This is a genomic window from Devosia riboflavina (genome assembly GCF_000743575.1).
GTDB lineage: Bacteria > Pseudomonadota > Alphaproteobacteria > Rhizobiales > Devosiaceae > Devosia > Devosia riboflavina.
In genome coordinates, this window is record NZ_JQGC01000007.1 from 114,483 (window position 1) to 130,232 (window position 15,750).

At 60.3% G+C, this 15,750-nt stretch carries 13 protein-coding genes; 8 read left to right on the forward strand and 5 right to left on the reverse strand.

The features are described from left to right. Window positions 1-1,503, forward strand: coding sequence for a tripartite tricarboxylate transporter permease (locus tag JP75_RS09745; protein WP_035082328.1), 1,503 nt, complete (start codon window positions 1-3; stop codon window positions 1,501-1,503). A gap of 1,245 nt (window positions 1,504-2,748) precedes the next feature. Here the strand turns inward: JP75_RS09745 and JP75_RS09760 are convergent. After that, a complete protein-coding gene (locus tag JP75_RS09760) occupies window positions 2,749-3,525 on the reverse strand; it encodes a hypothetical protein (RefSeq protein ID WP_035082331.1) in 777 nt (258 codons plus the stop codon). Window positions 3,526-3,618: 93 nt separating this feature from the next. Here JP75_RS09760 and JP75_RS09765 point away from each other — a divergent pair, with 93 nt between their 5' ends. Continuing rightward, window positions 3,619-3,918 carry a helix-turn-helix domain-containing protein gene (locus JP75_RS09765; protein WP_051960580.1) on the forward strand — a complete coding sequence of 100 codons (300 nt, stop codon included), beginning with the start codon at window positions 3,619-3,621 and terminating at the stop codon, window positions 3,916-3,918. A 348-nt stretch (window positions 3,919-4,266) separates the two neighbouring features. Here JP75_RS09765 and JP75_RS09770 read toward each other — a convergent pair whose 3' ends face one another. Beyond that, the gene (locus JP75_RS09770; protein WP_035082332.1) at window positions 4,267-4,980 is read right to left on the reverse strand and encodes a hypothetical protein; all 714 of its coding nucleotides are present in this window, start codon (window positions 4,978-4,980) and stop codon (window positions 4,267-4,269) included. Window positions 4,981-5,453: 473 nt separating this feature from the next. Here JP75_RS09770 and JP75_RS09775 point away from each other — a divergent pair, with 473 nt between their 5' ends. From JP75_RS09775 to mgrA, 6 genes are all read left to right on the forward strand, one after another. Then, window positions 5,454-6,380, forward strand: coding sequence for a dihydrodipicolinate synthase family protein (locus JP75_RS09775; protein WP_051960557.1), 927 nt, complete (start codon window positions 5,454-5,456; stop codon window positions 6,378-6,380). Between the two features lie 82 nt (window positions 6,381-6,462). Beyond that, window positions 6,463-7,977: an ABC transporter substrate-binding protein gene (locus JP75_RS09780; protein ID WP_051960558.1), complete on the forward strand. Its 1,515-nt coding sequence runs from the start codon at window positions 6,463-6,465 to the stop codon at window positions 7,975-7,977. Between the two features lie 73 nt (window positions 7,978-8,050). Beyond that, window positions 8,051-8,992 (forward strand): ABC transporter permease, encoded by a 942-nt coding sequence (locus tag JP75_RS09785; RefSeq protein ID WP_035082333.1) that lies wholly within the window; start codon window positions 8,051-8,053, stop codon window positions 8,990-8,992. Beyond that, window positions 8,989-10,782 (forward strand): dipeptide/oligopeptide/nickel ABC transporter permease/ATP-binding protein, encoded by a 1,794-nt coding sequence (locus JP75_RS09790; protein WP_051960559.1) that lies wholly within the window; start codon window positions 8,989-8,991, stop codon window positions 10,780-10,782. The genes JP75_RS09785 and JP75_RS09790 overlap by 4 nt, the downstream gene beginning before the upstream one ends. Next, window positions 10,779-11,606, forward strand: a complete 828-nt coding sequence (locus JP75_RS09795; protein ID WP_035082335.1) for an ATP-binding cassette domain-containing protein — start codon at window positions 10,779-10,781, stop codon at window positions 11,604-11,606. Before JP75_RS09790 ends, JP75_RS09795 begins: the two co-directional genes overlap by 4 nt. A 24-nt stretch (window positions 11,607-11,630) precedes the next feature. Continuing rightward, complete coding sequence (gene mgrA, locus JP75_RS09800; protein WP_035082336.1) at window positions 11,631-12,626, forward strand: L-glyceraldehyde 3-phosphate reductase; 996 nt, start codon at window positions 11,631-11,633, stop codon at window positions 12,624-12,626. Here the strand turns inward: mgrA and JP75_RS09805 are convergent. The 3 genes from JP75_RS09805 to JP75_RS09815 form a co-directional block, all read right to left on the reverse strand. Then, the gene (locus tag JP75_RS09805) at window positions 12,623-14,260 is read right to left on the reverse strand and encodes an IclR family transcriptional regulator domain-containing protein (protein ID WP_035082337.1); all 1,638 of its coding nucleotides are present in this window, start codon (window positions 14,258-14,260) and stop codon (window positions 12,623-12,625) included. The genes mgrA and JP75_RS09805 overlap by 4 nt on opposite strands. A 171-nt stretch (window positions 14,261-14,431) precedes the next feature. Then, on the reverse strand, window positions 14,432-15,190 hold the full coding sequence (locus tag JP75_RS09810) for a sugar phosphate isomerase/epimerase family protein (RefSeq protein WP_035082489.1): 759 nt from the start codon (window positions 15,188-15,190) through the stop codon (window positions 14,432-14,434). A gap of 73 nt (window positions 15,191-15,263) precedes the next feature. Continuing rightward, window positions 15,264-15,743 carry a VOC family protein gene (locus tag JP75_RS09815; RefSeq protein ID WP_035082338.1) on the reverse strand — a complete coding sequence of 160 codons (480 nt, stop codon included), beginning with the start codon at window positions 15,741-15,743 and terminating at the stop codon, window positions 15,264-15,266. Window positions 15,744-15,750 lie beyond the last annotated feature (7 nt).

Genomic DNA, 15,750 nt, shown 5'->3' on the forward strand with positions numbered 1-15,750 from the left:
ATGGACGCATTCGCTCTTGCCGTCGGCCTCGTCTTCAATGCCGAAACGCTGATCACCATTTTCCTCGCCGCCGTTTTTGGCCTGTTTGTCGGTGCCATTCCGGGCCTCACTGCCACCATGGCCACAGCGCTCCTTGTGCCCATCACCTTCTATATGGCGCCCATTCCGGCCATTGCCGCGATCATCTCCTGTACCGCCATGGCAATCACGGCCGGTGACCTACCCGGCACGCTGTTGCGCATTCCCGGCACGCCGGCATCCGCCGCCTATGTGGAAGATTCGTATCGCCTCGCCCAGAACGGCAAGGCAGGTCTCGCCATCGGTATCGGCGTGGTCGGCTCGGTTCTGGGCGGGCTTTTTGGTTTCCTGTTCCTGCTTTTCACTGCGCCTATGCTGGCCAAAGTCGCTCTGGGCTTTTCGAGCTTTGAATATTTCTGGCTTGCGGTTCTGGGCCTTTCCTGCGCTGCGCTAATCTCGTCGGGTGGCCTCGTGAAGGGCGCACTTGCCCTACTGCTCGGCCTTTTCATTGCGCAGGTGGGCATGGACCCGCTCACGGCAACGCCGCGCTTTACCTTCGGCAATCTCGAACTCATGGGCGGCATCAGCTTCATCCCCATCATGATCGGGATGTTCGCCGTGTCCGAAGTTATGCGCGCGGGACGCCGCGCCATGGCCGAAGTGCCGCAGATGAACCTCAAGAACCCATTTGAAGGTACACTGGGCGCGCTCTGGAAGTATCGCAAGAACCAGGTCCGTGGTTCGGTTATCGGCTCGCTGTTAGGAGCACTACCCGGTGTTGGCGGCGACCTTGCAGCCTGGATCACCTATTCGCTGGCCAAGCGGACCTCCAAGGAACCGGAAAAGTTCGGCAAGGGCCATCCCGAGGGCCTCGTCGAGGCTGGCGCCACCAATAATGCCGCGCTCAGCGCCTCGTGGATCCCGGCCATGGTGTTCGGCATTCCCGGCGACGCTGTGACCGCCATTGCCGTAGGCGTTCTGGTGATGAAGGGGCTCGACCCCGGGCCGACGCTAATGACGCTGCATCCGGAGAACTTCTACGCGGTGATGATCGTCTTCGCCATCGCCAACATCCTGATGCTGCCGCTCGGCTGGGTGGCCGCAAAATCGGCCCGCTGGATTTTTGAAGTGCCGCGGGCGCTGCTCAATGCCGCCATCCTGCTCTTTTGTATCGTTGGTTCCTACTCGATCAATAATTCGATGTTCGGCGTCTGGCTGATGCTGGGTGCAGGTATCGTGGCCTATGTACTCGAAGCACGAATGATCGCTATTGCACCGATCATTCTGGGCATCGTGCTGGGACCGCTGGTGGAAACCAATTTTACCACCTCGATGATGATCGCCGACGGCAACCTGCTCGGCTTCTTCGGCCGGCCCGTTGCTGCCGTGTTCGGCGTGGCTACGCTGCTGATCTGGGCTGTATCGATCTATCGAACCGTTTCTGACGCTCGAAATGCGAGGCTAGAAGCGGCAGGACACGCCTGACCGAGATGTGATGTTCGGGCATAGATCAAAACTCGAAACCGGGCGGCCGGGTACCATTATGGCGATTCCTATGCCTGTTATGGTTGCGGCCGCCACAGGCGATAGCAGAGGACTGGCAACGCGAGCGGCGGGATGACCTTGCCAGCACGATAGCAGTTCATACCGGCTCGCCCTTGCCGGCCGGTAGCGGACTAGGCGAGCAGGCCGGTGAGAAAATTGACACGGCCGTCTGCGGGTTCAAAAGTGACGCCGGGACCCACGCATACGGCGTCGCTCAATGCCGGCGAATGTATTGCCCTCGTACCGCAACTGCATTGAATTAAGGAAGACAGCGATATCCTCGGCCTCGCTAAGAAGAAAATCGCTGCCGGGATAGCTCAGCAAGTACCCCGCTTTCATCAACATGTCGCTCAACGACCTCACCGGCAGTGCTAGCAGGTCACGTCGCCGACGCGCCTCGAGGCTTTGCCAGCGGTCGAGTTCGGCCGCTGCGTCGGGAGAGTACCGGTGGTCAAGGGGATCTCCCAGGGGGACCAGGCGATCATAACTGAGAAAAGCCTGTCGATGGCGACGAATGCGCTGACGGAGGGCCGCGGACGGCCTTTGCCGAGAGATATGAAGTTCAGTCAAGATCAGGCTCCGCCCATGCAATCTGGAATCTGGGTCTGGGACGCTGGCATGGCCAAGACACTGAGGATGCGCTGGGGTGAGGGAAAGATGTTGCGCCCTCGATTGGCGTCGTCCGGCCCATTTTCGCCGGCGTTGGTACGATTTCGGCCATATCAAGCTCTTGTTGGCATAGAAATGAGGAGGTCGGCGGTCGCTGCGTGGACCACTTCTGAGCCGCCCGGGGCACGGCATTGTCGAAAATGAGGATCCGTTCTGGCCTTACAAGGCTAGCCTGCGGCTACGTTCTCCTTTGTCGATCGCGTGGTTAATTCGAACTTCTCCTCGCAGAAGGCCACGGAAGCGACGGTCGGGTCGCCATCGATCCCAGGCAGGAGGGGCAAAATGGTTGGATCTCTCAGTGTGATCGGGAGGTGGTCGAGCCTTTGTATCCAGCTGTATTTTTTCAAGGTGACTTGTCCCCGTCCTCTCGTCCCTCGTGCGCTCATTTGACATTCCTGTCGCGTCTGAGCGATGTCCGGCCCATGTCGGTCGATGTCCCTTCACGCGTCGTACCCATCGTTAATCCTGCCTCCAATGGTGCTGTGACAACACCGTGGTCCCGTTTCCCTTTCGCGCTCAAAGGGCGAGTTTCGGAGCTTTGGCTCTCGCTTCGGCAAGAGCGGCGTCAAGTGCAGGACGGAGCCCGGCGGCATCTGCCTCGTCAGCTGTCCATTTGATGCTTAGGTCTGTGGAGGAAAGCTTGAATATCGCAACCCTATCGGTGCCCGTTTCGCGACCGATCGCAGCATAGACGATCACATCGTAGGCCTCCGCTTGCTGGGGGAGGTATTGAAAGGCAATTTCCGGTTCAAGGCACTGCGGCGTTCCGGACGGATCGCAAGGGGCAGGCTGACCATCCTTGTAGCTCCAGATTAAATAAGTGACGGATTGCCCGTCCTTGCGAAAACTGGGCGTGCCATATTTCTCCAAGAGTGATGCCAGAAACGGCTCGTACAATGGTGCCTGCCGATCGGTATTTCTGTAGTCGGCTTCACGCTGAACGAACACGGTCTGATTGCCGCTTGATAGGCCTGACAGTCTTGCGGATAGGCGTTCGCCATCATGGTCCACCCACAGCGCGCGCGTATAGGGGACGCTGCGAACCATGATGCCGTTGCTCGAAATCGTTGTGCTGGTCGTAGTTTCTTCCGCGGCTGTGCCGGAAATGCTCGCTAGGGCAGCTCTTGCTTCATCGGCCGACATGCCCGGAACGAGGCCGCGAATGTCGATTTGCCTTCCAGGGACGCTGGATTGAGCGGCATCCATCAGAACTTCAGGGACGACGTCCTGAGCAAAGGCCATGGATGCAAAAAGCGCGAACAGGCAAGTGGCGACAAAGGGGTTGCGTTTCATCGAATTCTCCAGGTGAGCGAACTGGAATGCATCTTAAAGGCGACAAACTAATGTAACTTAAATCAGGTCGCCTTAAATGCGACAATAGCAATGATGTGCGACGTGAAACGCACCCATCCAGACCAACTTCGCGAGACCCTTGCCCGCAATGTCCGATTGCTAAGGGCGAGCAGAAGCATGAGCCAGGAAATGCTGGCTTTCGAGTCCGGCATCAATCGTAGTTATGTCAGCGATGTCGAGCGCGGCATCCGGAATATATCGCTCGATAATGTCTCCAGGCTCGCCAAGGCACTTGCTGTGCCAGCCTGGTCGCTCCTTAAGGAGCCCGAGGTGTTGGACCCATCCGCGGCTGGGGCGCGCCCCGGCGGGGCGCCGAATGATCCCCAGGAGTAACCTCGTCTCTAAAATCGGAAAGTCTTACCCTCTAATGCGTTCGCCGACGGTGGTCTCGGAAGAAGGTAGTATTTGGGGGGTATTGAGAGGCGCCAAGTATTGGTGAGATTCTCCGGACCAAATTGGCACCGGAAGGTGACCAGCAAATTCTCAGCCGATCCTCAGGGCGGCGGTGTTTCCCGATCCGTTTTCCGGCGTTCCAGTTTTGATAGCCGTTTTCGTGCGCGACGCGTCAATCGAAAACATGGTGACTCGGTCAGCAGGATGACTTCGCGCATCCTGAACAAAATTGACTCATCGGATAAAGCGAGATGAGGTATCGACCGTTCTCGTTGGGTCGATCTGGCTTCACTGTAGGAGGATATGCCGCAGGGGTGAGGGCGCCATGCGCAGAACTGCAGTCAAGGTTGCTGGCTGGTCAGAGGCATCCCGGAATTCGCCTGAATGTTTTGCCAGCTGGTACCGGCCAAGCGGCGTTATCAATACCAGAACGTCGCCTTTGCTGGCATAGGCGTCGAATTGATTGTTGGTATGTGCCGCAGTGCACCAGCGGGTGCCGCGGCCCCACCAGCGTGCGGCTTGTTCATTGCCCAACCGGACGAGGCACCACTTGTCCTTTTTGAAAAGAACCTGGCTCGCACAATAGGCTGCTGCACGCTCCGCCTCACGCATGATTCGGGCCTCCTGGGGATGTACTTCCTGGTAGGCGGCGAAAATCTCTTCGGCGCTCTGATATTGGTTGATGTCGCGTCTTGCGAGGGGGAGGTGGTGCCGTAGGGCGTCAAATTCGCTTAACGCAGAACTCAGTAATTCGAGATCTTCAATGCGCGCCATCGATCGCAGCCCCCCAATCGACCACATTTGGCGGCGCCAGCGGGCGAGCCAAGACCCATAGCGGTGGGAACGGCTAGGGTCGCAGCTAAGGATAAGTGCGAGTGCGTTCTTCTCGATCCTGACCGAGTTCGTTTGGTCAAGACGCTCCAGACCGGCACGATTCCATGCGGCTTGAAGATGGGTATTAATAACGAAGTCGATGCGCTTCAGATGCGATGAACCGGCCATGATGACAAACCTGGCTTTGCACGTCGTCTCAGCCAAGTCGGGAAATGGGAAATTCACCGGATTTGGCCCTAACCGCTGAGCAGTGCTAGCTCACGATGGCGCCTTGACGATATTCGGGTAGAGCGCGCCCGTTGAGGCCAAGCAAGTTGCGGACGGCCGGCTAGCCCCTCAGCAACATCCAAATCGCTCGTCGGTGAGGCGAAAGGGGAACAGTCTGTCACGCAATTCGCCTTCGATGCTATTGCGTCGTTTGGGGGCAATGTCCACATCGTGATAATAGCTCGGCGCTTTCCCGAGCGTGCGGCTTTCCTCCCGCGATGGTGCGTGCAAGAACCTTGTCGAGGGCGCGAGGAGCTTGCCTTCGAGGGAAAACCAGAAATCTCGAGTTTGGAGACTGGCACCGAGAGCGTTGCCGGCTGGTGGCGAAGCTTTGTCGTCATTCCCTCAAAGATTGCAAATGGAACGGACACGAGATGAGCAGCGAACATTTGAAAACCAACGCGGTCTGGCCGGTGATGCTGACGCCCATGACATGGAGCGGCGCGATCGATTGGGATGCGGTGGACCGCTTGACCGACTGGTATATCGAGGCAGGGTGCCTTGGACTTTTCACCAATTCGCGCTCGAGCGAGGTCGAATTTCTAACTTCCGAAGAGCGCGTCGAGCTTGCCGCTCGCGTGGTCAAGCGCGCGAATGGCCGCGCCGCCGTCATCGCGACGGGCACGTTTGGCGCATCGCCCGACAAGGAGATTGCTTCGATCAAGCAGATTGCCGATGTGGGCGCTGATGCCGTGTGCATCCTCACCAATCATCTCGGTTCGCCAGGCGATTCCGAGGCGCAGTGGAGCGGCAATCTCAAGCGCATCGTCGATGGAACCGGCGATATTCCGCTTGGATTTTACGAGTGCCCGACGCCGTGGAAACGCCTCGTTCCAACCACAGTCTACGAATGGGCGGCCAAGACCGGGCGCTTCGTGTTCCATAAGGACGTGAGCCATTCAGTGCCTGATATGAAGGCCAAGCTCGAGGTCTCGCGCGGATCGCCGATGCGGCTCTACAATGGCCAGATTTCCTCTGTCATCGAATCCATGCAGCTCGGTGGTTCCGGCCATTCGGGTTATGCATCGAGCATCGCGCCGGAATTGCTCGTCTGGCTCTGTGCCAATGGCACGCGCGATGATGAGGATACACGTCTTGTTCAGCGCTTGATGACGGTCTTCGAGCGTATGATCAACGTCAAATATCCCAGCTCGCTCAAGCAATTGCTCAATGAGACCGGCCGTCTGCGCATGACCCCGTTCAGCCGCATGACGGGTGCCGAGCCGCTGGGCGATCACGAATTCGATCCGCTGCTCAATATGGTTGATCTCATCAAGAGCCTCAATATCAAGACCACTTGAAAAACCGGGGCCCGGCCTGGGGGAGCCAGGAACAGCCGGGTCCCTGCCCCCGAAAGGGCAATGCAACAGGAGGAAACTGCATATGACCATTACTCTGTCGTGGGCTGGGCGACCGACGCTCCGCCGCGCCACGCTTGCTCTCTCGTTCATGGGGATGCTGACCGCTGGCGTCTCCGCCGAAACGCTGACCCTGGCGGTTGCGCTCGACAATGGTTCGTTCGATCCGGCCATCGTCGAAAATGGTCCGCGCGCCCAATATTGGGCGGCCGTCTATGACACGCTTCTGCTGATGGAACCGGATGGATCCATCGTCGGTAACCTCGCTGAGAGCTATGCTTACAATGAGGACAATACGGTCCTCACCCTCAAGCTCCGTCAAGACGTCAAGTTCACCGACGGCGCGCCCTTCAATGCCGAAGCGGTCAAAGCCAATGTCGAGCATTTGCGCGGGGGCACCGGCCAGAACAGCTTCATGGTCGGTGCGGTTACCGATATCGTCATTGTCGACGACTTCACCGTCGAGTTGCATCTGTCGGCGGCCAATCCGGCGCAGCTAACTTATCTCACCATGGCCGGCGGCGTCATGGGGAGCCCAGCGGCACTGGGTACCGAAGAGATCATTTCCGTGCCTGTCGGCTCGGGCCCCTATATGCTCGACGTCGCCAATACCACTAAGGGCGCGCAATATAGCTTTGTGCGCAACCCCGACTACTGGAACGCCGAAGCCTTTCCCTATGACGCGGTCGTGTTGATCCCGATGGGAGAAATCACCGCACGCATGAACGCTTTGCGGTCTGGTCAAGTCGATGGCGCGCAGGGCAATGCCCAGACGGCCGCTGAGGCCGAAGCTTCGGGCCTCAGCGTCAACCGTACACCCATCGACCGGCACGGCCTGATCCTTGCGGACCGCGAAGGTGCCCTCGTGCCGGCACTAGGCGATGTGCGCGTGCGTCAGGCCATCAATCACGCCATCGATGGCGAAGGCCTGTTGGCGGCCATTCAGCGTAATCTCGGCCACCACACGACGCAGGTCTTCAATCTCAACAGCGTCGCTTATGTGCCCGAGCTCGATGACCGCTATCCCTTCGATCCAGAAAAAGCCAAGGCGCTGCTGGCCGAAGCGGGCTATGCCAATGGCTTCGATCTGACCCTGCCGGAAAACCCAACGGTGCCGGCCAATCCGATTATCACCCAGCAGCTCGCCGATGTCGGCATCCGGGTGATCTGGGACAAGGTCGTGTCCGAGAACTATGTGACCGAAGCCCAATCCAAGCGCTATGGCGCCTTCTGGATGTCGCTCAGCACTGGCAATCCCTGGTGGGATATGACCAAGCAGATTTCGGCCAGCGGTCCCTGGAACCCGTTCGACAGCGCTACGCCCGAACTCGACGCGCTCCTCGCCAAAGCCCAGGCCGCCAGCGGCGACGAGTACACAGCGCTGATGCGCGAGGTGAATACCTATGTCACCGAGAATGCCTGGTTCGATATCTGGTACCAGGCGGATGCGGTTTATTTCGCGGCGCCCGATGTGAAGGTGACCATGCATCCGCAAAATGTGGTCCCCTATATCCGCCACTTCGCGCCCGCAACGGAGTAGCCTCCCAGCTACACTGAACCGGAGCAGCCATGGCCCAGACCATGGCTGCTCCGGCAATCTGAAAGGACGATGGATGACCGGATATGTGATCCAGAGGTTCGCTTCGGCGATGCTCTTGTTGCTGACCATTACGGCGGTGGCCTATGGCCTGATCTATAGCGGCGGCGCGGAAGTCTCGCGCTCGATCCTGGGCGAATTGGCAACCGACGAACAGGTTGCCGCCAAGAATGTCGAACTGGGCCTCGATCAGCCCCTGCCCATCCAATACGGTAATTGGCTGGCCAATGCGGTTCGGGGCGATCTCGGGCGGTCATGGTTTAGCGCCGAACGCGTGTCGGACGCGATCGCGTCGCGACTGGGCGTCACCCTTTCCATCGTCTCGGTTGCCATTCTCATCTGTACCGTGATCAGCGTGGCCCTGGGGGCCTTTGCTGCGGTCAGGCGCGGTTGGTGGGACAGGGCAGTGCAGATCGTTTCCGTCATCGGCGAGGCATTGCCCAATTTCTGGGTCGGGCTTTTGCTGGTCGCCACATTCGCCATTTCCCTTCGGCTTTTCCCGGCCACGGGCTTTGTACCACTCAATCGCTCGCCGCTTGGCTGGCTAAGCAGCATCACGCTGCCGGTGACGGCACTGGTGATCGGGGGCGTCGCCTCGGCCGCGGCCCAGGTGCGCGGCGCGTTGATCGATGTGTTGAGCCGGGACTATATCCGAACTTTGCGTGCCCGTGGTCTTCCTGAAAACCGGGTCATTCTGCGCCATGCGCTGCGCAATGCTGCGCCCGCGGCCATCACGGTTCTTTCCCTGCAATTCATCGGGATGATTGGTGGTGCGGTGATGATCGAGAAGGTTTTTGCGTTGCCCGGCATGGGAACGCTGGCCATCGATGCGACGGTGCGCGGCGATATACCGGTCATTATGGGTGTCTTAATCACCATGGCGCTGATCGTGGTGGTGGTGAATCTGTTCGTCGATCTTGCCAATGCCTGGATCAACCCGAAAGCGAGGCTGGCATGAGTACAGTGGACCTTGAAGCTGTCACTACGCCAGCCGTTGCCACGAGGCAGGGTCGCGCCGTATTGCGCCGCTTCCTCCGCAATCCGCTGGCCGTCATTGCTAGCCTCGTTTTCCTGGCTATCGTCCTGTCTGCGGTTTTCGCCCTCTGGCTTGCGCCCTATGGTGCTAATTTCACCAAGCTCGCTTTGGTGACCGCCCCGCCGGGAGAGGAATTCCTGCTTGGCGGGGACGGCGCCGGCCGCGATGTGCTGAGCCGCCTCATCTATGCTGGGCAGTTGACGCTGGCGGGGTCCTTTCTCACCGTCCTCGTGGCGGCGGGTCTTGGCGTCAGCACAGGACTTATCGCGGGCTATTTCGGCGGCTGGTTCGATCGTTTCGGCGGGTGGATGGCCAATTTTCTCATCGTGCTGCCGGGCACCATCGTGCTCGTCGCCATGTTCACGCTGATCGGGCCCAATATCATCATCACCATGGTGGTTCTGGGCGTGCTGATCGCCCCGAACTTTTTCCGTCTGGTGCGCAACCTCGTCATTTCGGTGCGGAACGAACTTTATGTCGATGCTGCGCGGGTCTCGGGGCTGTCCGATGGCCGCATCATCAGCCGGCACATCCTGTCCGTTGTCCGGGCGCCGATCATCATCATGGCAGCATCGGTCTGGGGCATCGCCATCGTGGTGCAGGCCGGGCTTGAATTCATCGGCCTTGGCGATCCGACGACGCCCACCTGGGGCAGCATGCTGCTCGATGCCTATAACAATATCTATATCGGCAGGCATCTGCTGCTGCCGCCGGGATTGATGATCGGGCTGACGGTGGGGGCGCTTATCCTGATCGGCAATGGCCTGCGCGATGCGCTCAATGGCGAAGAGGCCATTATGGTCGCGCCGCGCCAGCGAGTGAAGGACACGGCGCGGGCCGCAGTTGCGGTGCCTTCGGTTCCAGAAGCCCTCCTTGAGGTGCACGGCCTGTCGGTGGGGTATGCCGGTCGGGATGGCTCCACCAAGACCGTCGTCAGGTCCGTCGGCTTTACTATCGCGCGGGGCGAGATACTTGGCCTTGTGGGGGAATCCGGTTCGGGGAAAACCCAAACGGCGCTCAGCGTGCTGCGCCTCCTGCCCGAGGGCGGCATGGTCACCGGCGGCGGCATCTGGCTTGAGGGACAGAACTTGGCCGGGTTTAGCGACGCACAGATGCAGGCCATTCGCGGCAGGCGCATCGGCTATATTCCGCAGGAGCCGATGAGCAATCTCGATCCTTTGTTCCGTGTCGGCAGCCAGCTCTGTGAGCCGCTGCAGGTCGTCGGCGGCCTCAGCCGGCAAGAGGCCAGGGACAAGGCATTGGCTCTTCTTGAGCGCGTCGGCATTGCCGATCCACACCGCGTCTTCATGAGCTATCCGCACCAGATCAGCGGCGGCATGGCCCAGCGCGTACTCATTGCCGGGGCATTGTCCTGTGATCCCGACCTGCTGATTGCCGATGAACCGACGACGGCGCTCGATGTGACGGTACAGGCCGAAATTCTCGACCTGATCCGGGACCTCCAGGCCGAACGCAATCTCGGCGTGCTGATGGTGACGCATAATTTCGGTGTCGTCGCGGATCTTTGTGATCGCGTCGCCGTCATGCGCGGCGGCGAGATTGTCGAGTTGGGCCCGGTCAACGATATCTTTGCACGTCCCCAACACGACTATACGCGCACCCTCCTGGCCTCGACGCTTGAGGATGCGCCTGTGCGCCCGCCGCTCGTGCCGCGGCCACCCCGTCAGCAGAGCGCAGGAGCAGAGGCATGAGCACCATCGCGACTACCAACCTGCTCGAAGTCGATGAGCTCACTGTCCACTATGGCAAGTTCCAGGCGCTGAAGGGCGTGTCAGTTACCCTGGCGCCGGGTGAAACCCTAGGGCTCGTCGGCGAATCCGGATCAGGCAAGAGCACCCTCGGGCGTGCTGTCCTTGGTCTAGCCGAGGTTTCATCGGGCAGTATCCGGTACCTCGGCCGGGAGATCAGCCGTCTCGACCGGGCCGGGCGGCGTGCGCTGTCGCGCGAAATCCAGGTGGTGTTTCAGGACCCCTATACCTCGCTCAATGCCATGCTCAGCGTTGGCGACATACTGGTCGAGCCCTTGCTGGTTCAGGGAACCAATGGCGCGAAGGCACGAGAACGCGTGCAGGAACTGCTGGATCAGGTGCGGTTGCCGTCCGATGCGGCGACGCGTCTCCCCCGCGAGTTTTCCGGCGGACAGCGCCAGCGTATCGCCATCGCGCGCGCTCTGGCGATCAATCCGCAGCTTATCGTCTGCGACGAACCGGTCAGTGCGCTCGATCTTTCAACCCAGGCGCGGGTCATCGATCTCTTTATCGAAATCCAGGAACGCACGGGCGTGGCCTATCTCTTCATCTCCCACGATCTGGCGGTGGTGCGTGCCATCAGCCATCGTGTGGCGGTCATGAGCGGTGGAAAGATCGTCGAGCAGGGGCCGGCTGACCAGGTTACCAGCGCTCCCAAGGACGACTATACGAGGCGCCTGCTGATGGCGGCCCCGGTACCGGATCCCATCGCTCAGGCCGAGCGCAGGCGGGCCCGGCTGGCTCAGGCCGGCAAAGTGCCGGCCTGATATCTTCACGAACTGGATCGAACCATGACCTACCTTGCCGCCTCCGGGCGCTATCTCGACATGCCTTTTCGCCGCGTTGGCCGCAGTGGGCTAAAACTCCCCGCCGTTTCTCTCGGCCTCTGGCAGAATTTCGGCGATGATCGGGATTTCGGCACGCAGCGAGGCATCCTGCATCGCGCTTTCGATCTGGGTGTGACCCATTTCGATCTCGCTAACAATTATGGCACGCCCTATGGCTCGGCCGAGACCAATTTCGGCCGGCATCTGCGCGACAGCTTTGCTCGATACCGGGACGAGCTGATTATTTCCACCAAGGCGGGTTACGACATGTGGCCCGGCCCCTATGGAGATTTCGGCAGCCGCAAATATCTGCTCGCCAGCCTCGACCAGTCGCTCAAGCGCATGGGGCTCGACTATGTGGACATTTTTTACAGCCACCGCCACGACCCCGAGACGCCGCTTGAAGAGACGATGGGTGCGCTTGACATTGCTGTACGGTCGGGCAGGGCACTCTATGCCGGGATCTCATCCTATTCGGCAGAGGATACTTTGCGGGCAGCCGCGATCCTGCGCGAAATGGGCACGCCTTTGCTGATCCACCAGCCGTCCTATTCCATGCTCAACCGCTGGGTAGAGCAGGGCGCGCCGAACCTTCTGGATGCGCTCGACGATCTCGGCGTTGGCTCGATCGCCTTCTCGCCGCTCAATCAGGGGGTGCTGACGGATCGCTATGCCGGCGGCGTCCCCGCGCAATCGCGTGCGAGCCGCAATCCATCGCTGCTGGAGCGAGCAAAGGATGAGCGGGTGGTGGAGACGGTCGGCAAGTTGTCGAAGATCGCGGCGGGCCGTGAGCAGAGCCTTGCACAATTGGCCCTCGCCTGGGTGCTCCGAGGCGGAAGGGTGACCTCGGCGTTGGTCGGCGCGTCGAGCGTCGCCCAGCTCGAGACAAATATATCGGCTATCAACCGTCTCGATTTTTCCGAAGAGGAACTCACGTCGATCGAGACAGTGCTGGGCTAAGCATCGCCCGGCGCATAAGCCATGGCTGGCGGTATGATGCCTTTTACAGGCGTCTTGACCGTCAGCAGCCGCCCGGACAGAGGCGCGTTCTCAAGAACTTCGCGTGCCAGATCCATGCGTGCCGTTGTGACATGCAATGTGCCTTCAGTTGCGCTGGAGAAGGCAAGACCGGTCGGGCGGGGCACGGGCAGGGCGATGACGTGGTCGATCTCTCCTTCCGGCGTCAGCCGGGCAAGGCTCCAACCATCGTAGAGAGCGACCCAGAGGCGGTCTTCGGCATCGATGGCCAGTCCATGCGGTTCGCCTGAAGCCTTGGAGATGCGAGCCAATATCCGCGGAGCCCCGGACCCGCGGGACAGCGCATAAATGAGGCCGCGCTGAGGGACGGAAGCATAGAGAACCTGGCCATCGGTCGACCAGGTCATATGCTCTACCTGAGCGGCAATGGTCCAGGTTTCCTCGATTTCGCCGGCCTTGGTAATCGAACCTATGCTGGTGCGCGCCTCATGCTCGCAAAAGGTAGCACCATAGGGCACGCCATCGGCTCGGACGGAAAGGCATGTCAGGTTCTGCAGCGCCTCGAAGTGACGCTCATGGCTGTCGCCTTCGGGGTCAACGAACAGCAATGTGCCCTTGGCGAAGGCGATGGCGTGACGGATGGTGTGGTTCACCGCATCGATGGCGACCTCCGATGCAAAGCCATGGGCCCGGGTCGCGGTATGGCTGGTATGGAGACGCGGCGCGAACCGGTCAGCCCAATGCAAGGCCTGTCGGTGCTCGTCCCAGCTGGGTGAAACGCCATGGAGGGCAGGTTCACGATGTCCGCCATGAGGCACCGGCCAATCGGCGGGAGGTACGGGCGTTGCTACCTGGTTGCGCAGAAGTTGAGAGATGTCCTGGGCGACCTGCGCCACTTCCGGCCCCAGTCTTTCGACCCGCTCGCTTGTGACGCGATAGGTGGGACCGGCAATGCTGATGGCTGCAACTGGCCGCCCCGAGGAGTCGAGTACTGGTGCGCCGACGCAGCGCGTGCCGATCGCAACCTCCTCATCATCAATGGCATAGCCGCGCTGGCGGATGATCCGTAGTTGCGAGCGCAGGAGATCGGGATCGGTAATGGTGTGCTCGGTACTGCGGCGAAAATTCATGCGGGCGATCAGCGCATCCACCTCGTTTTCCGGTAGGAAGGCGAGGATGGCCTTGCCCTGACTGGTTGAATGGAGCGGCTTCTGTGCCCCCAGCCGATCCGCTCCCTTGTGCGGATGCGGGCCTTCGAATTTGCCCAACGCCAGGACGTGATCGCCTTGCAAGGCGCCGAGATGGGTGGTTTCTCCCGTTATGTCGCGCAGGCGACGCAATTCCAGGGACGCTGTCGTTACCAGTTCGCCCGAAGACCAGACGTTTTGCGCTAGTTCGATGAAGCGGAAACCAAGCGTATAGCCATTGCTGCGGGGGTCGAGCCGCAGAAACCCATTGGCGGTTGCGGCGCTTAAAATTCGATAGATGGTCGGACGCGGCCAGCCGGTCTCGGCGGCGAGATCAGCAACGGTGACATTCCCGGGCCCCTGCCCAACAATATCGAGCAGGACAAAAAGCTTGCGCAACAGCGCCGTGCCTGGAACGAGCTTCTCCACCGCAATACCCTTCGAGAGCCAACATACTCACGCTCCAGTGTGCCAGACACCAAAGAAGAAAGCTGCTTCCCATGTGGGGTATGGCGGGCGGATTCTCATAATGTGAACGCATCATAGATGAGCAACTAACGTCCCGCCAGTGCACAAAGTCGGCCAATTCGGGCTAACCGGCTAGAGTCCAAGCGCCTTGATATGGTCGATCGAACGCCTGGCGAAGCGCTGCCAATCGCTGGGATTGTCGTGCTCGGTCACGATGTGATCGGCTTTGGTTGCCCGGAATAGCGGCACCAGGTTCGCCCAGTCGATGATGCCGTCGCCGGTCGCGGTCCAGCCGTCATCGGTTTTGGTGCCAAGGGGCGCGGTGTCCTTGGTCTGGATGGCGATGATGCGGTTGGCATAGCGCTTCAGTTCCTGGGCCGGATCGGCACCAGCCCTCGTGATCCAGCCGCAGTCGATTTCGAATAGGACATCAGGCCCGCCGGCCTCGAATATATGGTCGATAGGCCGCGTCCCGTCGGGAAGCGGGACATATTCGAAATCGTGATTGTGCCAGGCCACCTTGAGCCCGTGCGAGGCCGCCGCGACCGCGCCACGCGCCAGTTTGTGCCCCAACTCCCGCCAGTAGTCCGGCGTGTTCTGGCGCTCCTCTGCCGTGACGTAGGGCGGTATCATGACTGTGGCGCCCAGTGTCAGGGCAATGTCGATGAAGCGGTTTGGCTCCGATACGAGGCCTGCCAGGGGCATATGAAAGCCGTAGCAGGCGAGCCCCGCATCGTCCAGTTGACGCCGGAACAGCTTGGTGTCGGCTTCGTAGGCCGGAAGCCAGGGCTCGATGGCGTCGTAGCCCATGGATTTGAGAATGGGCAATTGATCCGCGAGCGGCGGAAAGTTCCGTGAGGAATAGAGCTGGTAGGCAATGGGATAGGGCATGATCTTCTCGTAGGGCGTGCCGAAGGACGAGGTCGCAGCAGGGCGGGACTCCACGTCCCCCGAGAGGCAAGAGCTACGGTTGGGCTTCCTTGTCCTTGTCGAATTCGAGCAGTTCCACCATCACGCCCAGGTCCTTGACCGTGTCGTAATAGGCGTATCGTCCGTGGCTGCCGTCGAATTCGCCGCGCTGCAACAACTTGTGGCCCTTTTCTTCGAGATAGGCATGGCGCTTGGTGAGGTTGCGGGTGCGGAAGGCGATGTGGTGGCAGCCGGGGCCCTTTTCTTCGAGAAGATCGCGCCAGGCGCTTTTCTCGGGGCCGGGCTCAAGAAACTCCACGTCGATATTGCCGAACTTGAACATGCGGATTTTGCAGCCAACCGCAGCCGGCATGCCATTATAGATGGCCTTGGCCTCCTCCGGCTCCGCGGCCTTGCCGAGTGACGGCATGGGTTTGCCGGTCAGGTCGGCGAACCATTGCGCGGATTTGTCCACATCGTCGGTGACGAAGCAGATCTGCATTACCTCGTCTTCATCAAGCAGGCGCTTATCCATTTCAATC